Annotated in this window: 17 protein-coding genes, 1 tRNA gene, 1 other RNA gene and 4 pseudogenes; 12 read left to right on the plus strand and 11 right to left on the minus strand. The window is 70.8% G+C overall.

The window, feature by feature from the left end:
- Both ACLIYP_RS21585 and ffs read right to left on the minus strand, forming a co-directional pair.
- A partial coding sequence (locus tag ACLIYP_RS21585; RefSeq protein ID WP_412714777.1) for a DNA polymerase III subunit gamma and tau occupies positions 1-1382 on the minus strand: 1382 nt, incomplete at its 3' end.
- Positions 1383-1458: 76 nt separating this feature from the next.
- An RNA gene (gene ffs, locus ACLIYP_RS21590) (signal recognition particle sRNA small type) lies at positions 1459-1555 on the minus strand.
- Positions 1556-1719: 164 nt separating this feature from the next.
- On the opposite strand from ffs, the gene ACLIYP_RS21595 reads away from it, so the two are divergent.
- Positions 1720-1807 (plus strand) — tRNA-Ser (locus ACLIYP_RS21595).
- 62 nt (positions 1808-1869) lie between these two features.
- On the opposite strand, the pseudogene ACLIYP_RS21600 reads toward ACLIYP_RS21595, so the two are convergent.
- Positions 1870-2585 (minus strand): annotated as a pseudogene (locus ACLIYP_RS21600) (tyrosine-type recombinase/integrase); the annotation flags it as partial.
- Positions 2586-2691: 106 nt separating this feature from the next.
- On the opposite strand from ACLIYP_RS21600, the gene ACLIYP_RS21605 reads away from it, so the two are divergent.
- A complete protein-coding gene (locus tag ACLIYP_RS21605; protein WP_412714778.1) occupies positions 2692-3441 on the plus strand; it encodes a transposase family protein in 750 nt (249 codons plus the stop codon).
- Positions 3442-3582: 141 nt separating this feature from the next.
- Here ACLIYP_RS21605 and ACLIYP_RS21610 read toward each other — a convergent pair whose 3' ends face one another.
- Together ACLIYP_RS21610 and ACLIYP_RS21615 are read right to left on the minus strand one after the other, a co-directional pair.
- Complete coding sequence (locus tag ACLIYP_RS21610) at positions 3583-4575, minus strand: hypothetical protein (RefSeq protein ID WP_412714779.1); 993 nt, start codon at positions 4573-4575, stop codon at positions 3583-3585.
- Positions 4572-5201 (minus strand): DUF6932 family protein, encoded by a 630-nt coding sequence (locus ACLIYP_RS21615; protein WP_412714780.1) that lies wholly within the window; start codon positions 5199-5201, stop codon positions 4572-4574. The genes ACLIYP_RS21610 and ACLIYP_RS21615 overlap by 4 nt, the downstream gene beginning before the upstream one ends.
- A 508-nt stretch (positions 5202-5709) precedes the next feature.
- Between ACLIYP_RS21615 and ACLIYP_RS21620 the strand changes: the two are divergent.
- Positions 5710-6288, plus strand: a pseudogene (locus ACLIYP_RS21620) (IS30 family transposase); the annotation flags it as partial.
- A 216-nt stretch (positions 6289-6504) separates the two neighbouring features.
- On the opposite strand, the gene ACLIYP_RS21625 reads toward ACLIYP_RS21620, so the two are convergent.
- From ACLIYP_RS21625 to ACLIYP_RS21640, 4 genes and pseudogenes are all read right to left on the minus strand, one after another.
- Positions 6505-6849 carry a hypothetical protein gene (locus ACLIYP_RS21625; protein WP_412714781.1) on the minus strand — a complete coding sequence of 115 codons (345 nt, stop codon included), beginning with the start codon at positions 6847-6849 and terminating at the stop codon, positions 6505-6507.
- Complete coding sequence (locus ACLIYP_RS21630) at positions 6846-8183, minus strand: hypothetical protein (RefSeq protein WP_412714782.1); 1338 nt, start codon at positions 8181-8183, stop codon at positions 6846-6848. Before ACLIYP_RS21630 ends, ACLIYP_RS21625 begins: the two co-directional genes overlap by 4 nt.
- Positions 8184-8190: 7 nt before the next feature.
- Positions 8191-8637, minus strand: a complete 447-nt coding sequence (locus ACLIYP_RS21635; RefSeq protein WP_093851818.1) for a hypothetical protein — start codon at positions 8635-8637, stop codon at positions 8191-8193.
- Positions 8638-9268: 631 nt separating this feature from the next.
- Positions 9269-9564 (minus strand): annotated as a pseudogene (locus ACLIYP_RS21640) (hypothetical protein); the annotation flags it as partial.
- 296 nt (positions 9565-9860) lie between these two features.
- Here ACLIYP_RS21640 and ACLIYP_RS21645 point away from each other — a divergent pair.
- The 6 genes from ACLIYP_RS21645 (at position 9861) to ACLIYP_RS21670 (ending at position 14352) form a co-directional block, all read left to right on the plus strand.
- Entirely contained in the window at positions 9861-10067 is a 207-nt protein-coding gene (locus tag ACLIYP_RS21645) for a hypothetical protein (protein ID WP_412714783.1), read from the plus strand.
- Positions 10068-10374: 307 nt separating this feature from the next.
- Complete coding sequence (locus ACLIYP_RS21650) at positions 10375-10659, plus strand: hypothetical protein (RefSeq protein WP_412714784.1); 285 nt, start codon at positions 10375-10377, stop codon at positions 10657-10659.
- A 486-nt stretch (positions 10660-11145) separates the two neighbouring features.
- Positions 11146-11349 carry a cold-shock protein gene (locus ACLIYP_RS21655; RefSeq protein WP_093851824.1) on the plus strand — a complete coding sequence of 68 codons (204 nt, stop codon included), beginning with the start codon at positions 11146-11148 and terminating at the stop codon, positions 11347-11349.
- Positions 11350-11579: 230 nt separating this feature from the next.
- A complete protein-coding gene (locus ACLIYP_RS21660; protein ID WP_412714785.1) occupies positions 11580-13118 on the plus strand; it encodes a DEAD/DEAH box helicase in 1539 nt (512 codons plus the stop codon).
- 49 nt (positions 13119-13167) lie between these two features.
- Complete coding sequence (locus ACLIYP_RS21665; protein WP_412714786.1) at positions 13168-13434, plus strand: CBS domain-containing protein; 267 nt, start codon at positions 13168-13170, stop codon at positions 13432-13434.
- Between the two features lie 567 nt (positions 13435-14001).
- A complete protein-coding gene (locus ACLIYP_RS21670; RefSeq protein WP_412714787.1) occupies positions 14002-14352 on the plus strand; it encodes a MerR family transcriptional regulator in 351 nt (116 codons plus the stop codon).
- 47 nt (positions 14353-14399) lie between these two features.
- Here the strand turns inward: ACLIYP_RS21670 and ACLIYP_RS21675 are convergent.
- Positions 14400-14700, minus strand: a pseudogene (locus ACLIYP_RS21675) (type I glyceraldehyde-3-phosphate dehydrogenase); the annotation flags it as partial.
- A 181-nt stretch (positions 14701-14881) separates the two neighbouring features.
- Between ACLIYP_RS21675 and ACLIYP_RS21680 the strand changes: the two are divergent.
- Positions 14882-15295, plus strand: a complete 414-nt coding sequence (locus tag ACLIYP_RS21680) for a DUF7144 family membrane protein (RefSeq protein ID WP_412714788.1) — start codon at positions 14882-14884, stop codon at positions 15293-15295.
- Positions 15296-15423: 128 nt separating this feature from the next.
- Here ACLIYP_RS21680 and ACLIYP_RS21685 read toward each other — a convergent pair whose 3' ends face one another.
- Positions 15424-17061 carry a cation:proton antiporter gene (locus ACLIYP_RS21685; RefSeq protein WP_412714789.1) on the minus strand — a complete coding sequence of 546 codons (1638 nt, stop codon included), beginning with the start codon at positions 17059-17061 and terminating at the stop codon, positions 15424-15426.
- A gap of 467 nt (positions 17062-17528) precedes the next feature.
- Between ACLIYP_RS21685 and ACLIYP_RS21690 the strand changes: the two genes are divergently transcribed.
- Together ACLIYP_RS21690 and ACLIYP_RS21695 are read left to right on the plus strand one after the other, a co-directional pair.
- Positions 17529-18698 carry a glutathione-independent formaldehyde dehydrogenase gene (locus ACLIYP_RS21690; RefSeq protein WP_412714790.1) on the plus strand — a complete coding sequence of 390 codons (1170 nt, stop codon included), beginning with the start codon at positions 17529-17531 and terminating at the stop codon, positions 18696-18698.
- A gap of 383 nt (positions 18699-19081) precedes the next feature.
- Positions 19082-21406 carry a rhamnogalacturonan lyase gene (locus ACLIYP_RS21695; protein WP_412714791.1) on the plus strand — a complete coding sequence of 775 codons (2325 nt, stop codon included), beginning with the start codon at positions 19082-19084 and terminating at the stop codon, positions 21404-21406.
- Positions 21407-21466: the final 60 nt, after the last annotated feature.

The following is a 21466-nucleotide window of genomic DNA, read 5'->3' on the forward strand; positions in this document are numbered from 1 at the left end:
GCGGGAGGGCTGGTCCTACACCGTCGCGGCCCGCGACGAGACGACCCACTACCGCCTGACGGCCTGGCCGCTGGTGCTGCCGCCCGCCGGAGGACTGCGGGTGTACCGGCGCACCCACGCGGCCGCGGAGGCCGCTCCACTGACCCCGCCTCGTCCACGCCCGGCCGGCCGGCCGTGCCCGCGCCGGCCGTGCCCGCTCCCGCCGCCAGGCCGCCCGCGAGGCTCGCGCCCCGCTCCAGGCGGTCCAGACGGGCCTGGAGGGAGCGCTCGTCGCCGTACGCCGCGGGCAGCAGCACCCGGGCGCAGATCAGCTCCAGTTGCAACCGCGGCGAGGTCGCGCCGCGCATGGCCGTCAGACCCTCGTTGACGATGTCCGCCGCCCGGCTCAGCTCGGCCGGGCCGAGGACCGACGCCTGGGCCGCCATCTTCTCCACCACGTCGGCGGGGGCGTCGATCAGGCCCTTCTCCCCGGCGTCGGGCACGGCGGCCAGGATCACCAGGTCGCGCAGCCGCTCCAGCAGGTCGGCGACGAAGCGCCGCGGATCGTGGCCGCCCTCGATCACCCGGTCGACCACCTCGAAGGCCGCCGCCCCGTCACCCGCCGCGAAGGCGTCCACCACCGAGTCCAGCAGCGCGCCGTCGGTGTAACCCAGCAGCGCCGTGGCCATGGCGTACGTCACGCCGTCCGGGCCGGCGCCCGCCAGGAGCTGGTCCATCACCGACATCGAGTCACGCACGGACCCGGCCCCGGCGCGCACCACCAGCGGCAGCACCCCGTCCTCGACGGGGATGGCCTCGCGCTCGCACACCTGGGCCAGGTAGTCGCGCAGGGTGCCCGGCGGCACCAGGCGGAACGGGTAGTGGTGGGTGCGCGACCGGATCGTGCCGATGACCTTCTCCGGCTCGGTCGTCGCGAAGATGAACTTCAGGTGCTCCGGCGGTTCCTCGACCACCTTCAGCAGGGCGTTGAAGCCCTGCGGGGTGACCATGTGCGCCTCGTCGATGATGTAGATCTTGTACCGGCTGGAGGCGGGACCGAAGAACGCCTTCTCGCGCAGGTCGCGGGCGTCGTCCACACCACCGTGCGACGCGGCGTCGATCTCGATGACGTCGATCGAGCCCGGCCCGTTGCGCGCCAGGTCCAGGCAGGACCGGCACTCCCCGCACGGATCCGGCGTCGGGCCCTTCTCGCAGTTCAGGCAGCGGGCGAGGATACGGGCGCTGGTCGTCTTGCCGCAGCCGCGCGGCCCGCTGAAGAGGTACGCGTGGTTGACCCGGTTGTTGCGGAGGGCCTGCTGGAGGGGGTCGGTGACATGCTCCTGCCCGATGACCTCGGAGAAGGCCTCGGGGCGGTAGCGGCGGTACAGCGCGAGGGACGACACGTCTCCGACGATATAGGCCGCCGCGGACAACCGTGCCCCCCGCGGGAGCGGGGGGCACGGTTGTCCGCGGAAGAAAATCAGGCGCCCCCCACGCACCCGCCAGAGCTCACCTACCCTTGCTGCCTTCCGGCCCTGGGGGAGTTCAGCGAGATGGCGCCACGTGAGGGGCTGCGCCAAGCCTACCGGATGCCGGAGGGTGGTCGGGCCCGTTCCCGGGTCCCCTCCCCGGCGCCGGACGGACCGGGGAGGGGACCCGGGAACGGGCCGGGGGGCGGCGGCGGTCCCGCCCGGGAACCGGGTTCGCAACCACTCCCCCGCGTCATGTAATGTTTCCGGCGGAGGATTCGCCTAGAGGCCTAGGGCGCACGCTTGGAAAGCGTGTTGGGGGCAACCCCTCACGAGTTCGAATCTCGTATCCTCCGCCAGTGCCTCACCGGGCACGATGTCGAAGGGCCCCCTGGAAACAGGGGGCCCTTCGACGTTGTCCCTACGCTTCGTTGTCCTGGTCTTTGTCCACAGCGAGGTTTTCCGGAGCTCCCCAGATGGCGCGCTCGATCTTCCGGGCCGCTTCCTTGAGCATGGGATCGGTCACGTGCAGGTACCGCGCCCGCATCCGAGCAGCGCCGCCCGGCTCCCAACCCATGATCTGGTCAATGACTCGGTCCGGGACACCAAGCAGCATCAGCACGGTGCCCGCGGTGTGCCGCGCATCGTGCAGGCGCCCGTTCCGGACGCCGGCGTCTTCCAGCAGCCGCTTCCAGTCGTGGTAGTCCGTGTTCGGGCTGAGCGGCCCGCCCAGCGGCTTGGTGAACACGTACTCGGACTCGGTCCTCAGGTCGCCGGCCGTGTTGCGCTCGCGCTCCTGCAGCTCGGCATGCGCGCGGAGCATGGCAACCAGTGGGCCCGGCAGGGGGACGGCGCGCTGACCAGCCCGGGACTTGGTGTTCTTCGTCTCACGCCGGGTCTGTACCCTGTCCGGGCAGTACCCCGCCTTCCTGCCGCACGGGAAGCCCTCCGGGCATCCGTGTACGTACTTGGGCGCAGACGGTTCCGGCGCAGCTTGAGGTACTCGTTGGTCAGGTCGACGTCCGACCAGCGCAGCCCGAGCGTCTCGCCCTGACGAAGCCCGAGAGCCAGCACGAGCATCCAGCGCGCGGTGTTCCGGCGCTTATTGGCTTCGAGCAGCAGCCACTGAGCTCTTTCAGAGTGGCCACTGATCGGGTGACCGGCCGGCGTCCCGCAACGCACAAGGCTCCTGTGCCGTTGAGAGAGGTGTTCGACGTCTCAACTCATCAGCTCAGGAGCCTCGTTGGTTCCCTATCCTGCCTCACTCGACCTGCCGCACGCCCTGGTCGAGTGGGTCACCATGCTCATCGTCACCCGTGAGGGTGACCGCCGCTGCAAGCTCCGGCCGCATCAGCGTGCTCTCGTCGCCCTGATCTACCTCCGCCGACATGACCCGCTCACACACATCGCTGCCGGCTTCGGCATATCCGTCGGCACCGCCCACGCCTACGTCACCGCCGCCGTCGGCCACCTCGCCCGCCGGGCGCCCGGCCTACGGCGGGTCCTGCGGGAAGCCGATCCCGATCACGTCCTGCTCGACGGAACGCTCGCCGAGTGCGACCGGGTCGGCGACAGCCGGGCCGACTTCTCCCAGAAGCACCGCCGCCACGGCGTGAACGTGCAGGTCGTCGCCGACCCTGCGGGCAAGCTGCTGTGGATCTCGCCCGCCCTGCCCGGCCGCGCCCACGACCTGACCGCGGCCCGCACCCACCGCATCATCCGGATCTGCGAACGCCAGGGCGTGCCCGTCCTCGCCGACCGCGCCTACCTCGGGGCCGGCTCCTGGGTGACCACACCGATCAGGCGCCTTCCGCACCAGGACCTCACCGCGACCCAGCGGACGATCAACCGGGCCCTGTCGGCGGCACGAGCACCCGTCGAACGAAGTGTCGCGCGACTGAAGTCCTGGCGCATCTTCCGCAGAGCTCGCTGCAGTCCCAACCGCATGACCGCCATCGCCGCCGCCGTCCCCACCCTCGAGAGGCAACGATGAAAGAGCTCAGTGCCTTCACGGGCCCGCTATTCCGCGGAATGCCAGCCATGCCCAACGATGCGAGCGAAACGATGCACGACGACGACACCGGATTCCGCTCTGGCGCACGTTCCGACGGGAGACGGCCGAACGCTCATCAACTCAACTAATTGGGAATGACGGATCGCCGCCGAGTTCCAAAAGCAAGTAACTGCGATGTTCCCGCCCACCAGGGGACCGAGCTGTGAGTACATGAACATGAACGATAACCCGACGCCCAGTATGCGCAGCCAGGAGTTCAGTCACATCATTCTTCTCTGTGCGAATAACAACGAAGCGCCCATCGGAGAGCTCAAGTTCGATGAATCCGCGGAGCTTGCTTCCACCTACGAGTGTCCCCCTGAGACGATCTCTACTGTCTTCCAGATGCGCCGACTTCAGAGCCTTTCGACAGTGCTCGGCATTGGCGTTAGTGAGCCTGGAAAAACGCCGCCCTGTAGCTTTTGATTCCCATGTAAAGGTGACGCTCGTGCCCGAAGAAGCCAGCACACCAGACAGCTCTGCGAGATGACTCATTGCACGACGACCCAGCGGTAGGGCTGCATCGAGTACCGCTTCTTCCGCCTCCGCGGAAGAACCGGCCTGGTCGGCAATGTCAAGGATTCTATTGATGGCCCGGTCGAGCAATTGATCGCTCCCTGTGCCCGGAAGTTCTTCCTGAGCTGGAGCCGCAGAGCCTTCCAAGACCATCCCATAGGAAGAAGCGAAGACCGGCCCAGAAAGCAGCCTGGTCGCCCCTTGAATCCTGTTCGGAATGGGTCCTGCCTCACGCCTCGGGCTCATCTCATCGAGGGCATAGGCGACAAAATTGACCGCACTCTGCAAAGCCTGGAGCCAGTTACCAAGAACTCCGACTTCCACCTGATGCCCGGGAACCGCTTCACCGTCTAGGGAAAACCGCAGGATGGGGCGGCGGTCCTGTTCAACCGATTCCATCCCGTCACCCAAAGCGTCGCCCAGCTTGCGCAGCTGGCGTTCACGAAACTCAGCCATGGTGCGGGGGGGCGGAGTCGTCGCGTCATCACGCCTGGCTGCCATCCAGGCACGCAGAGCTTCCTTGTCAGTGATGTCGGGCCACGCTTGGGGAGTGCTCATAGCGATACCTCCACGTAGCCCCTTCGTCGACCGTCGCCTACACGGCAACGCTGCCAGATCTCGTCGTACAACCCAAGTCGCTGGAAGACCTCAGCGTCCTCCGTCGCCATAGCACCGGTCAAACCCAGGTCACGGAAGTCCTTCGTCGCAGGAAGGCTGAGAACGTAGGCGTCGATGCGCATCCCATTACGGACGCACCACTCACGATCCTCAAGGTTGGCGAGGTCTGCAAGGTCATCCTGCTGCGAGATTGCCCCGTACACGGCCGCCTCAAGCAGGTAGGTCACGTCGATGTCGCTGGGGTCAGGCTTGGTGCTTACGAAGCTGCCGGCGAGCCAGATGCGGCTCACTGAGCCAGCAAGGCACTCGACCTGGGCCCGGTGAAACGTGAGCTCCTCCCACAAGGCGCGCCTCGTGGTCGTGCCCTCGAACTCGTCCGCGAGCACCAAGGTCGCTTCGACCTCATCCCAGGTCATGGCGTAGCGGCCCGGCGGCGGGCACCCAGTGTCCTGCTCGAAGGATGGAAGCGGAGACATGCAGCTCCAAGACGACTCGTACGATGCTGAAACTCTACGCGCCCAACGCATCACGGATGGGCCAGTTGGGTGATCCTTCAGCTTCGTCACCACGTCAGCTTCCTCCCCTCGCGTGTGCAGAGAACGTACGGCTAACCACTGACAGTTGAGAGCTGTCGGTCCCGCTCGCCGCACAGATGCTCCAGGGATCTCGACGTGGGGGCACCACGACTCGTTGTCCTGGTTTTTGTCCAGTGCGCCGACGGTCGCCGTCGTTCACCTCCGTACGCACGCCCCCGCGGAATCAGCCCCCGAACGCCCGTGAACGGCCGCGCGGACAGTTGGAAAGCGTGTTGGGGCACCCCCTCACGAGTTCGAATCTCGTATCCTCCGCACTCGCCCACCAGGGCAGACGCAGGGCCCCGACCGGTCACCTTGGGTTCTGATGGTCCTCGCAACACCCGCGATCTGTGGGAGTTGCGAGGACCGTGGGCGTTGAGCGTGGTGTTCTTGCGGGGTTGCGGGAGCGTTTCCTTGCGCGGGTGGATGTCGTGGGGAACGTGACCGTGGTGGCGCGTGAGCTGGGAGTGAACCGGAATACCGCCTTCGGCTGGGCCCGGAAGGCCGGACGGGTCTCGGTGCGCCTGCCGCGCCGGCATCCCGGGCGGGGCGAGTACGAGCGGCTTCGGGCCGGAGGCGTCGCGCGCCCGCCGCCGTCGAGGACCGGGCGGTGCCCGGTCACTGGGAAGGCGACCTGATCATCGGCGCGGGCGGCCGGTCCGCGATCGCCACCCTGGCCGAGCGCTCCACCCGCTACACCATGCTGGTCCACCTGCCCGGCGGAGCCCACGACGCCGAGACCGTCCGCGACGGCCTCGCCCGCACCGTCCAGACCCTGCCCGCCCATCTGCGCGGCTCCCTGACCTGGGACCAGGGCAGCGAGATGGCCCGCCACCGGCAGTTCACCATGGCCACCGGCATGCCCGTCTACTTCTGCGACCCGGCCTCGCCCTGGCAACGCGGCTCCAACGAGAACACCAACGGGCTGCTGCGCCAGTACTTCCCCAAGGGCACCGACCTGAGCCCGCACGGTCCCGAAGACCTCGGACACATCACCCAGGAACTCAACGACCGCCCACGCAAGACGCTCGGCTGGGACACCCCGGCCGAGCGCCTACATGATCTACTCACCACCTAGAACCAGGTGGTGTTGCGACGACCCCTGGAACCCAAGATCCAAGGATCCCACCGGGGGGCCATCGTCGTTCCGAAGGTCGCAGTTTGGGTCGCAGTTCGCGTGGCGGGTTGAGCCGGAGGACCCGGAGCGGTTCACATGCCGCGCGGCAGGGACCATAACCATGTGCATAGCGGTAGCCGTGCGGTCTTGCGTCTGGAGGTGTGCTTTCGCCCGGATTCAGGGCGCGAGGACGGTCAGCCGCAGCAGCGCGGCCAGACCCAGGAGCACGGGGAACGCGTACCACCACCGGCGCAGGCGTCCGGCCTTCACGAGCCCCCGGGTCAGCAGCGCGGAGACGCCGATGATCGGCAGCGCCAGCCCCGCGGCGATGCCGGAGTGGGCGGCGGCGTCCGGCTCCCACGGGTTGGCGGTCCCGGCCATGTACGCCAGGAAGACGAGGTAACCCGTCACCGTGTGAGCCAGGAGCAGGAGGACCGCGCCCACCACGGTGCCGGCGCGGCCGACGGTGTTCGGCCTCCGTCCTTCCCGCGCCGGGGCGGGGGAGGGGGCTGCGTCGCTCACTTCAGTGCCTCCTTCGCCTGGTCCAGCTTCTGATCGAAACCCCGGCCGTACGCCTGGGCGTCAGGGCTTTCGTAGTAGGGGCCGCCGTTGTAGCGGGCGGCGAGTTCCTGCATCTGCTCGCGGGTCATCTGCTCCGGCGGTACGTCGGCGAAGCCGCTCTCGGCCTTGAGCTGGGCCAGGTACTCCGAGGCTATGAAGATGTTCTGCGCGGGGTCCTTGATCGCCTCGACGACGGTGCTGCGCTGCGTGTCGGTGAGGTTGCCGGGATCGTAGCCCAGCACCTCCGCGGCCCGGCGGACCTGGATGGCCATCGGCCCCATCGAGGTCCTGTCGGGATCCTCGCTGCCGGGAAGGATCCTGCGCCCCTCGTAGGCCGCGTCGTCCAGCCAGCCGGGGTCGCCCGCCACTTCCTGCCAGGCGATCCCGGCGACCATCTCGGGCGGCAGCCCGGAGTCCTCGGCGGCGGCCTTGATGAGCTGCCTGTTGGCCGAGATGTACGTGCGCCGGTCCTCGTCGGAGGTCGACGGCAGCCAGTAGTTGTTCCCCTGGCCCTCGGGCAGGCCGTCGATCCTGGTCCGGATCCGGTACAGGGTCTCGGAGACCACCACGTTCTCACCTGTGGTGGGGATGGCGTCCACCTTCGTGCCGGAGCCGGGGAGCTGGACGTTGGGGTCGTCGGCGGCCTGCCGCACCTCGGGGCGCAGGGCGTCCAGGCCGTTGAGGAACTTCAGCGGGTCCGGGATGGTGCCGCGGAAGTCGGGCAGGGACCGGTAGGCCGCCCTGATGTCTGCCACGCACTTCTCGCGCGCCTCCGACTCCACCCGCAGGGCGTCGCCGTAGTGGTCCTTGGTCTTGTTGTAGTAATCCTCGGCCTCTTCGCGGATAGCGTCGACGTCGACGGTCAGCTCCGCCAGGAAGTCCAGGAAGCCGGTGCCGGCCCGCAGGTCCTCCCACTGCCGCAGCGGCTCGGCCGCGCGGGCCGTCGGCGTGACGGCGGTGGCCTCCCGTGCCATGACATCCGCGAGTCTGCCCTCGGTGTGCTTGCCGCTCGCGTAGTGGTCCTTGGCGGTGGTGACCGCGTCGGCGTAGGCGGACAGGGCCTTCCACACCTTGCGGAAGCTCGCCGAGAGGGCCTCGGAGATCTGCCGGGCTTCGTCCAGCCGCCTGGTGTACCGGTCGTGGGCATCGCTGACCCAGTCGATCTTCCCGGCCTTGCGGAAGGAGTCGTCGGTGGACTCGATCAGGTTGTGCAGGCGGCGGAATTCCGCGGCGCTGCGGTCGATGAGTGCCGGGTTGGCGTCCTGGAGGAACTCTACGGATTCGCGGTAGGTCATGGCCGGGTCACCGGTCCTCGGCGGCCACGAACCGGCCCGAGGCCAGGATGGTGTCCATCTGCTGCTGGACGTCCGCGTCGTATGCCGTGTAGTCGTCGCCGGCGGACTTCAGCCTGCTGGACAGCGCGGCCAGGAGCGTGACCATGTCGCCGTAGAGTTCCTGTGAGTAGCGGGCGAAGGTGGTGACCTTCGAGGCCACCTCGGGGTGGGCGCGCGGTACCCGGCACATCGTCGCGTTCTCGCCGTCCATCCTCCCCGCGTGGAGGAGTCCCGCGATCTCGACGAGCAGGTGCGAGCTTCCGTCGATGGACTGCGCGCTCACCGAGAACCCGTCCCCGGGCGCCCCCGAGGGCCCGGGGCCTTCGTTCGGCACTCCGTTCAGCCGCGTCCGCGCGGTGTCGCGCCTGGCGGCGGCTGCGGCTACGAGTTCGGCCCATTCCTCGTCGAACGACATCACTGGCTCCCCCTCAACGCGCCAGGTCACCGGCCGGCCGGTGTGTCCGCGACCCCCGATCCTGCCACGGGAGCGGCTGCGGCGGCCGTACGGCGATACGTTCCCGGCCACTCCATTCCCGACCCACGACGCCGCCCGGCGTGGCTCATGCACGGTCGTGAGCTTGCGCGAAGGACGCGGCTTCCGCGCGTCAGGGGGACTCCGCCCGCCCTTCGGTGGCCGGCAGGATCGGAAACGAGCCACAGAGCATGCGGGGACGGCGCGGCGGAGCGAGAAGGAAGCGAGCCGTGACGGGGACGGCAGCCTGTGTTGGACAGGAAAGCCCTGCTCAAGGATCTGAAGCGGCAGGCGACCGCCCTGGAGGACAGCCTGCGCGAACGCGCCGGGTCCGAGGAGTTCCACACCCGCCTGGAGTGGTAGTACCGGAAGGCGAGGGGGCACGCCGCACGGCGTTCGGCAAGGCCGAGCGCTGAGCCCAGTCCATCATCCCGCCCGAGCAGGAAACCGGAGAGCTCATGCCCAAAACCACCACCCCGTCATCCGCACCTCCGCCAGGGCCGTCGTCCTCCACGGCCGCCACGTCCTGCTCGTACGCGCCGCCTGGGAAGGCCAGGACTGCTGCTTCCTGCCCGGCGGCCGGGAAAGCACCCGGCGTCACGGCAGCCGCCCGGTAGGTGATGCCTTGCCTCTGCCGGCCGTTGAAGACGTTCTCCCACGGCTTGGCCGCCGGGCCCGGCAGCGAAAGAGGTGGACGGCGCCGACCGTCATCAGCGTCTCGCCGCTCACGGCGTCCTTGGCGATCCTCCCGGTCCGCCGGTCCCGGACCTTCTCAGGAGTTTCGGTCAGCAGGATCGTCGCCCCCAATTCCTCCGCGCGAATGGCGCGTACAGGATCTCTCTTGTCGGGTGACTTGCCGTAACGTGACAAGTTGACTCGGCAACCGCGAAACCACGGTTGCCCGTTTGACTTTTCAAGCACGGGAGTCCGATCCCCTGGGACCGCAAGCAGCGAGCGCAAACAGCAGGGGCATTCGTTCCGTTTGGTGGAAACCAGGAGCAAAATAGGGATTGCGCCACCCGGGAGGACAGAACCATGAGCGCACTCCGGCACCCCCGAGACTCCCGGCCCCAGCGCATTCCGGGCAGGAAGCAGCGAAGCCCACGGCAAAGAAGCGACACCGTGTCTTCCTGTGGTTCTTCCTGGCGGTCCAAGCTCTGTTCCTGGTGTGGATCATCACTGGCATCGCCGGTGTCAGCGACCAGTGCGCCGGACTCACCGGCAGCGCTCTGGAACAGTGCGAGGCCGGCACAGCCGTAGGCGCCTCGATCGGCGTCGGCTTGATCATTTTTCTGTGGGCAGCAGTGGACGTCATCCTTGGCCTGACGTACATCGTCTACGGGCTGACCCGCAGGCAGCCACCGAGTACGTAGAGCCCCGGGACGGCGGCAAGCACAGGTCTTCTGAGCCCGGGATCCCGGCTCAGCCGGTAGGTGTCTTCGAGTTCCCGGAGGTCCGCCGGAAGCACGACGTCAGCCACCTGCAGGGCTTGCCCGAGAGCACCGCAGGCCACCACGGGCCCGCTGGGTACGGGCCGGCCCCGGAACCCCCGGTTCGTCCCCCACCGGGAGCCGTGCAGGCACACGCTCGGCGACATGGCCGAACCGCACCCTCTCGCACGCTCCGGATGTGCCCGCGCTCCGGTCAGCGGTTTCGGCTCGGCGCTGCCATCATCATGTGATGGCAGGCGCGCAGCTACCGGCGGGGTGGACTCCGGAGCAGATTCGCGGCGTCTCCGGCGATCGCGAGGCCGTGGTGCTCAGCACCGACCTCGTGGTGACGTGGACGGGCAGCCCGGGGGAGGAAGAACGGCTCTGCCCTCAGATCATCTTGCGGTTTCATGAACTGTGCCTGGTGAAGCCGGTCAACGATGAGGACTGGTACATGGGCGGCCTGAACGAGGACGGCAGTATCGACTGCTGGAGTGCCTACGGTGACCTCTACGAGGCTCTTCGCGGTCTGTAGCCCGTAGACCTCCGCCCCAGGCCGGCGCGGCCTGGGGTCGACCGTCTCGGTTTGCGTCTTGTTCGCCGGCGTCCGCGCCCGGCCGCCGGCCGTCGTGCTCTTCGCGGGGGGTGTGACCTTCGTCGCGATGGCGGGGTCCCGGCGCGTTCGCCGTCGTGCCGTCCGCCGACGGTGGCGGCGGCGGCACGTCTGTCGTCGGCGGAGGTCACAGGGCCGCGGGAGCAGGGGCACGGCAGGAAGGCAGCACCGGCGGAGAGCAATATCTGTGCTCACGGAATGAGAAATAGCTCCAGGACACGGCGAGTATTCCTCAGCGCTCGATCGGAGTGGAATTATCGACCGTGCAGAGCCGATCGCACCGTGCTACTGTCGATCTCAGTTGCAGGTGTGGTTGCCAGAAGGTTCATTCCCGACGAGGTAATCATCACGGCGACACGGGATTCACACAGGGTGAATCCCCGAAACCGCCTCCGAAGGAGAAACAAAATGGCTACTGGCACCGTGAAGTGGTTCAACGCGGAAAAGGGATTCGGCTTCATCGAGCAGGACGGCGGCGGCGCCGACGTCTTCGCCCACTACTCGAACATCTCCGCCCAGGGCTTCCGTGAGCTGCTGGAAGGCCAGAAGGTGTCGTTCGACATCGCGCAGGGCCAGAAGGGCCCGACGGCCGAGAACATCGTTTCCGCCTGACACCGGCGCTGACGCTCAGCTTCGCAGCCGGGGCCCGCACCTGGAGGGGTGCGGGCCCCGGCTCGCCGTATTTCAGGGCGCGCGGCGGAAAGACTCCGCCGCTCACCGGCCGACGGGTTTTCCCGTCGGCCCGGACCGCCCACATCGTCTTCGGCTCGTCTCGAGATTCTCTGCGCCGCTCATCTGCTGCGGGAATTCCTTGCCGCGCGCCGCACCGAGGAAGGTTTCCCATGAAGAGTGCCCGCACACCCCGCACATCCCGCGCGCCCCGCGCACACGACCGCTTCGGAGGAGGCTCCGGTGGCAGCCGCTCCGGTGGTCCGCGCCGTTCCGGGAGCCACGGGAACCGGCAGGCCGGAAGAGCCGTACAGGGCGAGTTCGCTCCGCCGAGGACGGTCACGCCCGCGCTGCCCGCCGTCGGGGCGTTCGCCGATCTCGCCATGCCCGCACGGCTGTTGGCCACGCTCGGCCGCGAAGGCGTGACCGTGCCGTTCCCGATCCAGGCGGCGACCCTGCCGAACTCCCTGGCCGGCCGTGACGTGCTCGGCCGCGGCCGCACCGGCTCGGGCAAGACCCTCGCCTTCGGCCTCGCCGTACTGGCCCGCACCGCGGGGCGGCGGGCCGAGCCGCGGCAGCCGCTCGCCCTCGTCCTGGTCCCCACCCGCGAGCTCGCCCAGCAGGTCACCGACGCGCTCACTCCGTACGCCCGCTCCGTGAGCCTGCGGCTGGTCACCGTCGTCGGCGGGATGTCCATCGGCAGGCAGGCCGGTGCGCTGCGCGCCGGAGCCGAGGTGGTCGTCGCGACGCCCGGGCGGCTCAAGGACCTCATCGACCGGGGCGACTGCCGGCTGGACGATGTCGGCGTCACCGTCCTCGACGAGGCCGACCAGATGACCGACATGGGCTTCATGCCCCAGGTCACCGCCCTGCTCGACCAGGTGCGTCCCGGCGGGCAGCGGATGCTCTTCTCCGCCACCCTCGACCGCAACGTCGACCTGCTGGTCCGCCGCTACCTGACGGACCCGGTGGTCCACTCCGTCGACCCGTCGGCGGGCGCCGTCACCACCATGGAGCACCACGTACTCCACGTGCACGGCGCGGACAAGCACCGGACGACCACCGAGATCGCGGCGCGGGACGGCCGGGTGATCATGTTCCTCGACACCAAGCACGCGGTGGACCGGCTGACCAGGCACCTGCTGAGCAGCGGCGTCCGCGCCGCGGCGCTGCACGGCGGCAAGTCCCAGCCACAGCGCACGCGGACCCTGGCCCAGTTCAGGAGCGGGCACGTCGCGGTCCTGGTGGCCACCAACGTCGCCGCCCGCGGGATCCACGTCGACAACCTCGACCTGGTCGTCAACGTCGATCCGCCCGCCGACCACAAGGACTACCTGCACCGCGGCGGCCGTACGGCCCGCGCCGGCGAGTCCGGCAGCGTCGTCACCCTGGTGACCCCCGAGCAGCGTCACGGCATGAGCCGGCTGATGGCTTCGGCGGGCATCACCCCCCGGATCACCCAGGTGCGTTCGGGCGAGGCGGAGCTGAGCCGCATCACGGGCGCCCAGGTCCCTTCCGGTGTTCCGGTCGTCGTCACCGCGCCGGAGACGGAACGTTCGCGCGGCGCGTCCTCCTCGTCCCGGGGCCGTCGGGGCCGGCGGAGCCGCGCAGGCCAGGGCGGGCCCGTCGGCGAGGCGGTCCACCGCGGGGCGCGGCGGCGGCCGGCTCCGGCCCGGCTGCCCGGGGCCGCTGTGACCACGGACTCGCTGTGACCGCAGGCCCGCCGACCACGAGCCCACCTTCTTCCGGTAGGAGGCACCCTTGACGCCTGTTCGGACGCAACACCACGCAGTGGACCCCTCCCCCGGGAGCGCGGCGGTCGGCAGGAGCGCGCCCGGCCCCCTGGTCCGTGACGACATGACGGTCGAGGTGGCCCTGTCCCTCATGGCCGGCGCCCGCGTCGACCACCTCGTACTCTGCGACGGGGACGACCAGAGCACAGGGCTGATCACCCTGGCCCGGCTCACCGCTCTCCGCGGCAGCCCCGCCTACACGGACCGGGTCCGCCTGCGGGACGTCCTCGCCTGACCGTCCACCCCGCCCGCCGGTCCGCCTCGCCCGGCCGGCCCGCCCTCCCGCGTTCTGTGGGACACCGTGTGCCGTGCCGTCGCCCGGCACCCGTCCGGGCCGACCGGGAGCGGGGCGCCGGCCGGCGGAACCGCCGCGACTCCCCCGGCCGCGAAGCCGTCCGGGCCGTGATCCGCCTCGGCCTCACCGGCCGCGAGCACCCCGGGACCGCACGGGCGGGTGCCCCCACTCCGCTCCGGACCGCGTCGGCGCCGCTCGCAGGAGCCCTCTTCCCGGGGTCGTGAGGCACGGGCGGTGGGGTTGTACAGCGGTGAGGGCCCTGCCGACGCGCGTCGGCAGGGCCCTCACCGCTGTACAACCGCCCGCGGCGGACGAGACCGCGGCCCCTGGAACAGGCGTGTCCCCGGTCACGCGGCCACGCCTCCCGCGCCCCTCCTCTCGCCGAGCCGGCCGGCGGGGACGGAGGACCGGCACGGCACGAGGGCCGGCGGATGGTGTTGAATTTCCTTCGGGGCCCTGGTGCCGTACGGTGCCAGGGCGTCTCGACGCGTTGCACAACGAGGTGACATGGCAGCAGATACTCCGCTCAGCGACCGTCTGGACGACGACGACTACCCCGCGTACACCATGGGCCGGGCCGCCGAGATGATCGGCACCACCCCCGGCTTCCTCCGGGCCATCGGTGAGGCTCGGCTGATCACCCCGCTGCGCTCGGAGGGCGGGCACCGCCGGTACTCCCGCTACCAGCTGCGGATCGCCGCCCGCGCCCGCGAGCTCGTCGACCGGGGGACCCCGATCGAGGCCGCTTGCCGCATCGTCATCCTCGAGGACCAGCTCGAGGAGGCCCAGCGCATCAACGCCGAGTACCGCCGCGCCGCGGACGAGGCGTCCGGCGGTTCCGGTCCCGGTTCGGACTGACGCGTGAGGAGCGGCCGGCGCACCTCCCGGCCCCCGTACCGTCTCCGGCCACCGGCGCGCGCCCGGCGGGCGTCGCGGTGCGGGCCGTCCTGCGGGTTCTGCTCCCGCGTGCAGGCGTGCACCGTCGTCATGAAGCCGTGCTCGATGCCGGCTGGTTCGTCGAGCACCGCGGCCGGCGGCGCGAGCGGCGTTGGTCGTGCACGAGGCGTTCGGGACGATCGTGTGCGCGGCCGGGTCGTACGCGCCGGTGTCGACCCCGAAGGCGAGGGTGACGTCGGCGCCGTCCGACGGCGCGCCGACGAGCACCTTCCCCGCGCCCGCGCCGAGGTGGGCGCGGGCGGCCTCGGCGCGGGCGCGGGCGGGCGTCCGTTTGCGCCCCCACCCCACCGGACGATACTGGGGACGAGGGCGGCGAACGCGTCGGCGAGCGCGCGAAGGGAAGGCCCTCGGCCGTCTCCCGTCCCTCACCGGCAGGCGCGGGCGGGACACCGGCTCCTGGGATCCCACCCGCGAGACGAGGTGACTTCCGATGGCACAGACGGCTCAGCGGCAGTACTCGGACAACACCCAGGACCTGGCCGGCGGACTGGTGGTCTTCGCCGCCGTCATGCTGGTCATCTCCGGGGTGCTGGACCTGCTGCGCGGCATCATGGGAATCGCCGAGGACGAGGTCTTCCTCAGCACCCCGGACTACACCTTCGTGTGGAGCACCACCGGCTGGGGCTGGGCCCACCTCATCCTGGGGGCCGTGAGCATCGCGGTGGCGGCCGGCCTGTTCCGGGGCGCGCTGTGGGCGCGGGTCGCGGGTGTGGTGATGGCCTCGATCCTGCTGGTGGCGAACTTCCTGTCGCTGCCGTACTACCCGATCTGGTCGATCGTGCTGATCGCCCTGTGCGCCCTGGTGATCTGGGCGCTGTCGGTGTACCGGCGCGCTCCGCTGTGACCCTCCGGCCGTGTGACTCTGCGCCCCTGCCCCTGCCCCTGCCCCTGTGACGGGCCGGGCCGGGCCGGGCGGCGGTACGGTACCCGGCGCGCCGGAAGCCCCGGAGTCCCCGGGATCCCCGAGCCGCGTCAGTCGCGCAGCAGCCCGTCCAGGGCGGCCGCCGCGTCCGACGCCGCGGCGGCGAAGGGCTCGATGACCAGGTCGACGTCCTCGGCGCGCAGCTGCTCGGCGGCGCGCCGGCTGTGGGCGGTGACGGCCGTGACCCCCCGGTACCCGTGGTGGCGCAGCCCGTGCAGCAGCGCCCGGTTGGTGTCCACCGCGGGGATGGCGCTGACCACGCACCGGGCCCGGCCCAGCGGCAGGGACTCCAGGAAGTGGATGTCCTCGGCGCTGCCGAAGACCGCGGTCACCCCCTCCCGGTCGTTGCGCGCCACCCGGTGCGGGTCGTAGTCCACCGCCAGCACCCGGTGCCCGGCCCGGCTGAGCCGGTCGGCCAGCAGGCCGCCGAAGCGGCCGAGCCCGTAGAGGACGACGTCGGCGTCGTGCCGGCCGCCGACGGGCTCGGCGTGGCGGGCGCCGGTCCGCTCGAACCTCACCAGCCATCGCTCCAGGCGTCCGTAGATCTGGTGGGAGTAGAGGATCAGATAGGTGGAGGCGCCGATGGTGACCAGGCCGACGACGGTGATCAGGCTGACGGTGGAGCCGGTGATGTGCCCGAGGCTGTAGCCGAGGGCCGCGAGGATGAGGGAGAACTCCGAGATCTGGGCGACCGTCAGCCCCGCCAGGAACCCCACCCGGACCGGGTAGCGCATGGCCACCATGATCACGACGACGATCAGCGGGTTGCCGACGAGCACGAACACCGAGAACACCAGCGCCCCGGCGATCTGCGTGCCCGCGTCCGTGAACTCCAGCCGGGCGCCCAGCTCCAGGAAGAAGAAGAGCAGCAGGAAGTCGCGCAGGCTGACCAGCCGGGCCCCCATGGCGTCCCGGTAGGGGGTGCCGGCCAGGGAGACCCCGGCCAGGAACGCCCCGACCTCGGAGCTGAAGCCGAGCCACTCGCTCAGCGCGGCCACCGACACCGCGTAGGCCAGGCCGAAGAGCACCAGCAGTTCCTGGGAGCGGGCGACGCTGTGCAGCAGGCCGGGCAGGACGTAGCGCGTCAGCGCGGCGACGCCGCCCAGCAGGCCCAGGCCCTTGGCGAAGACGAGGGCGATGTCCAGGGCCATGCCGCCGCCGCTGTCGCCGGCCCGCTGCCCGAACGCGGTCAGCGCGATCATGACCAGCACCACGACGATGTCCTGCACGATCAGGAATCCCACCGCGATGCGGCCGTGGAGCTGCTCCAGCTCGCGCTTGTCGGACAGCAGCTTCACGATGATGATCGTGGACGAGAAGGTGAGCGCGACCGCGACGTAGAGCGCCGTCACGGTGTCCATGCCCAGCGCGAGCGCGATCAGGAAGCCGATCACCGAGGTGAACAGGACCTGGCCGAGCCCGGTGGCCAGCGCGATGGGCCCGGTGGTGCGGACCAGGTGCAGGTCGAGCCGGAGCCCGACCAGGAACAGCAGCACCGCGATGCCCATCCGGGCGAGCAGTTCGACGGTGCCGTCGGCCTCCACCCAGTCGGCGCCCGCGGGACCGGCCAGGATGCCGACGCCGATGAAGGCGACGATCAGCGGCTGCCGCAGCAGCGTCGCCAGCAGGCCCGCGACGGCGGAGAGCGCGAGGACCGCGGCGACGAGGGGGAAGTCGTACGGATCCATGGCCTGGCCCGATCAACGGCTCGTTCGCTGGGGGAAGGCGGTCGCCGTCCCGGAGCCGGGACGGCGGGTCGCACCGCGCGGCACACGGCTTCCCCCGCGGGCTCGGGGAGGCCGGTGACCGCCGGTGCGCGCCGGTGCGGCGGTGAGCGCACCGGCGCCACCGCCCCCGGTCGACCGGTCGACCGGCTCCCATGCCAGATTAGTCCCCTTCGCGCCTTCCGTGCCTCCCGGGAACGCGCTCCCGGGCCATTTTCGGGGCGCCCCCAAAGCGGCCGCGGGACGCCTCCGGAGCAGCCCGTACGGCGCCGTGCGCCGGCAGGTTTCAGCGTCCTCTCCCGCGGACACCCGCGCATTCTCACCGGCGAGAATGCGAAGTATGAGCGGAATCCACCACATGTGACGCGCGCCGCGGCGGCGCTCTCGCGGACCGTGCGCACCGCGCCGCGCCGCGCCGCAAGGAGGCAGCGATGAAAGCCGTCGTCTACAAGGAACCTTTCAGCGTCGACGTCGAGGAGGTCGCCGACCCCCGGATCCAGGACCCCACGGACGTGATCGTCAAGGTCACCACGTCCGCCATCTGCGGCTCCGACCTGCACATGTACGAGGGCCGCACCGGCGCGGAGCCGGGCATCGTGTTCGGCCACGAGAACATGGGGGTCGTGGAGGAGGCCGGCTCCGGGGTCGCCACGGTGAAGAAGGGCGACCGGGTCGTCATGCCGTTCAACGTGGCATGCGGCTTCTGCAAGAACTGCCTGGCGGGGCGGACGGGCTTCTGCCTGACCGTCAACCCCGGTTTCGCCGGCGGCGCGTACGGCTACGTGTCGATGGGCCCCTACACCGGCGGCCAGGCGCAGTACCTGCGGGTGCCGTTCGCGGACTTCAACTGCCTGCAGCTGCCCAAGGGCACCGAGCACGAGGACGACTTCGCCCTGCTGGCCGACATCTTCCCCACCGGGTACCACGCCACCGAGCTGGCGCAGGTCTCCCCCGGCGAGACGGTGTGCGTGTTCGGCGCCGGGCCGGTCGGCCTGATGGCGGCCTACTCCGCGGTCCTGCGCGGGGCCTCCCGCGTCTTCGTCGTCGACAAGCAGCCGGACCGGCTCCGCCTCGCGGGCCGGATCGGCGCGACCCCGATCGACTACAGCAAGGGCGACGCCGCCGAGCAGATCAAGGAGCAGACCGGCGGGGAGGGCACCGACAAGGGCATCGACGCCGTCGGCTACCAGGCCACGGTCCCCGAGGGCGAGGAGCAGCCGGCGATGGTGCTCAACACCCTGGTCGAGGCCGTACGCCCCACCGGGATGCTCGGAGTGGTCGGGCTGTACGTGCCCTCGGACCCCGGAGGCCCCAGCGAGAGCGCCAAGAAGGGCGAGCTGCTCTTCCGGATCGGCAGGTTCTTCGAGAAGGGCCTGCGGATGGGGACCGGTCAGGCGAACGTCAAGTCGTACAACCGCCAGCTGCGCGACATGATCATCTCGGGCCGGGCCACTCCCAGCTTCGTGGTCTCCCACCGGGTCCCGCTGGACGAGGCCCCGGAGGCCTACCAGCACTTCGACCGGCGTGACGAGGGCTGGACCAAGGTGCTCCTCAAGCCCGAGATGGGCAACGGGCACAGGAAGCAGAAGGCCGCGGTGTAGCGGCAGGCCGCGCGAAAGGCGGCGGGGCGTCCGCCTACGGTCCGCCCCGCCGCCCGTCCTGCCCGGTCCCGCCTGCGCCCCCGACTCCGCCCGGTCCCGTTCCGTCCCTTCGGGCTCCGTCCGCCGGGCTCCGTCCGACTCCGGGAAACCGCAGGCGGACGGCGAGTCCCGACGCGGGGTCTTGACGGCCGCTCCCCGGGCCCATACCGTCGCGCCCGCTCCTTGAAACGAATCAATTGAAACGTATCAAAGGCGCACGGCAACGTATCCACACGGCCCTCCCGATCCTCCCGGGTCAGGCCGAGGGCGGGAAGGACCGCGCGATGAGACGACCCCTCCGGCAATCCGGACGACCCCGGTCCCCAGGACGGCGCCCGGCATCCGTGCCGCGGCGGCGGACGTCCGCGCTGCTGGCCGGCGTGCTGCTCGCCACCGGCGCCCCCGCGGCCCAGGCCGCCCGGGCGGACGCCCTGCCCGGCGAGGGACACGGCGGCGGGCGCGGCGAGGGCCGGCCGGTCCAGCTCGAGGAGCTCGACCGCGGCCTCGTCGCCGTCGCCACCGGCGAGGGCGTCTTCCTCAGCTGGCGGCTGCTCGGCACCGAGACCACCGGCTCCACCGCCACCGGCATGGCCGGCCCGGACTTCCGCGTCTACCGGGACGGCGAGCCCGTCGCGACCGTCACCGACAGCACCAACTTCCTCGACCGCGGCGCCCCGCCCGACTCCGAGTACCGCGTCGTCCCCGTCGTCGGCGGCCGCGAGGTGAAGGACGGCGGGCGCGGCCGGGCGGTCGCCCCCTGGTCCGAGTCGTACGCCGAACTGCCGCTGCGCAGACCCCCCGACGGCGTCACCCCCGCCGGGGAGAGGTACACCTACTCCGCCAACGACATGAGCGTCGGCGACGTGGACGGCGACGGGAGCTACGAGTACGTCGTCAAGTGGGACCCGTCCAACTCCAAGGACGTCTCCCAGAAGGGCTACACCGGCAACGTCCTGATCGACACCTACCGCTTCGACGGCACCCTGCTGCACCGCCTCGACCTGGGCGTCAACATCCGCGCGGGCGCCCACTACACCCAGTTCCCCGTCTACGACTTCGACGGCGACGGGCGCGCGGAGATGATGGTCAGGACCGCGCCCGGCACGAGGAGCATCCGCTACGACCCACGCGGCCGCGTCGTCTCCGAGCGGTACGTCACCATGCCGCGCGAGGACGTCCGCGCCGGCCACTCCCACAGCGACGACCACCGGATGAGCGCCGCGGACTACCGCGAGCACGTCGTGGAGACGTTCCTCGGCTGGCACGAGCACCCCGAGGTGACCGCCGGGCGGTGGCCCGCCACCCTGGAGGAGGCCTTCGGCATCGAGCGGCGCCACGACTACCCGCTCTCCCGTGCCGCCGCCGAGGACCTGGCCGACCACTTCACCGACGTCTACGCCCCCTCCCGCAGCTCCCGCAACGACCTGCGCACCTTCGAGGGCTTCGTCCTCACCGGCCCCGAGTACCTGACGGTGTTCGACGGCGCCACCGGCCGCGAGCTCCAGACCGTCCGCTACGAGCCCGGGCGGCACGACGACGGCCTGATGTGGGGCGACTACGCCATGAGCCGCATCGAGCCGGGCAACCGCGTCGACCGCTTCCTGGCGGGCGTGGCCTACCTCGACGGCGAGCGCCCCTCGGCCGTCTTCGCCCGCGGCTACTACACGCGCGCCACCCTGGCCGCCTACCGCTGGGACGGCAGGCGCCTGAAGCGCCAGTGGCTCGCCGACAGCGGCTGGACGCCCATGTCCAACCCATTCGACGACTCCCCGCACGGCGTGGACGGCACCGACCCCGAGTACGGCACCCTCACCACCCAGGGCTTCCACTCCCTGAGCGCGGCGGACGTGGACGGCGACGGCCGCCAGGAGATCGTCTACGGCGCGGCCACCCTCGACGACGACGGCTCCCTGCTCTACAGCTCCTTCGCCGAGGCCCCGCCCGGGAGCGCCGTGCCGGGGCAGAGCGTGCGGCTCGGCCACGGCGACGCCATGCACGTCGCCGACATCGACCCGGACCGGCCCGGCCTGGAGATCCACACCGTCCACGAGGGCGGGCGCTGGGCCCCCTACGGCCACGCGCTGCGCGACGCCGCCACCGGCGAGGTGCTGTACGGCGGCTACACCGGCGTGGACACCGGCCGCGGCATGGTCGGCGACGTCGACCCGGCGCGGCCGGGCCTGGAGACCTGGGGATCGGGCGGCGTCGGCCTGTGGAGCGCGGACGGCGAGCGGATCGCGGACGCCACCCCGGGCACCAACATGAGCATCCGCTGGGCGGCCGACACGACCACGCAGATCGTGGAGGGCGCCGGCGAGGACACCCCGGTGATCAGGGACTGGCGACGCGGCACGCTGCTGACCGCCGAGGGGACCCGCACCAACAACGGCACCAAGGGCAACCCCTCGCTGGTGGCCGACGTCCTCGGCGACTGGCGCGAGGAGCTGCTGGTGCGCACCGCCGACAGTTCGGCGATACGGCTCTACACCAGCACCGAGGTGACCGACCGCAAGCTGTACACGCTGATGCACGACCCGCAGTACCGGGTGGAGGTGGCGCGGCAGCAGACGACGTACAACCAGCCCGCGTACCCGTCCTTCCACCTGGGGTCGGGCACCGACTGGTCGCGGGTGCCCGTGCCCGGCGCGCGCGTGCCCGGCCGCCGGTAGCCGAGCGCCCGGCCACCGGCGGGCCCCGGCCGCTCAGCCGTGCCAGACACCGGCCACGGC

Origin of the sequence: Streptomyces nanhaiensis (genome assembly GCF_046614825.1) — a bacterium.
Classification (GTDB): Bacteria; Actinomycetota; Actinomycetes; order Streptomycetales; family Streptomycetaceae; genus Streptomyces; species Streptomyces radiopugnans.

Bases quoted from the DNA above. Each gene is read 5' to 3' on its own strand.
- ACLIYP_RS21610 (WP_412714779.1), bottom strand. From the start codon at position 4,575: ATGAGCACTCCCCAAGCGTGGCCCGACATCACTGACAAGGAAGCTCTG.
- ACLIYP_RS21630 (WP_412714782.1), bottom strand. From the start codon at position 8,183: ATGACCTACCGCGAATCCGTAGAGTTCCTCCAGGACGCCAACCCGGCA.
- ACLIYP_RS21635 (WP_093851818.1), bottom strand. From the start codon at position 8,637: ATGTCGTTCGACGAGGAATGGGCCGAACTCGTAGCCGCAGCCGCCGCC.
- ACLIYP_RS21650 (WP_412714784.1), top strand. From the start codon at position 10,375: ATGGCAGGCGCGCAGCTACCGGCGGGGTGGACTCCGGAGCAGATTCGC.
- ACLIYP_RS21655 (WP_093851824.1), top strand. From the start codon at position 11,146: ATGGCTACTGGCACCGTGAAGTGGTTCAACGCGGAAAAGGGATTCGGC.
- ACLIYP_RS21660 (WP_412714785.1), top strand. From the start codon at position 11,580: ATGAAGAGTGCCCGCACACCCCGCACATCCCGCGCGCCCCGCGCACAC.
- ACLIYP_RS21670 (WP_412714787.1), top strand. From the start codon at position 14,002: ATGGCAGCAGATACTCCGCTCAGCGACCGTCTGGACGACGACGACTAC.
- ACLIYP_RS21680 (WP_412714788.1), top strand. From the start codon at position 14,882: ATGGCACAGACGGCTCAGCGGCAGTACTCGGACAACACCCAGGACCTG.
- ACLIYP_RS21685 (WP_412714789.1), bottom strand. From the start codon at position 17,061: ATGGATCCGTACGACTTCCCCCTCGTCGCCGCGGTCCTCGCGCTCTCC.
- ACLIYP_RS21690 (WP_412714790.1), top strand. From the start codon at position 17,529: ATGAAAGCCGTCGTCTACAAGGAACCTTTCAGCGTCGACGTCGAGGAG.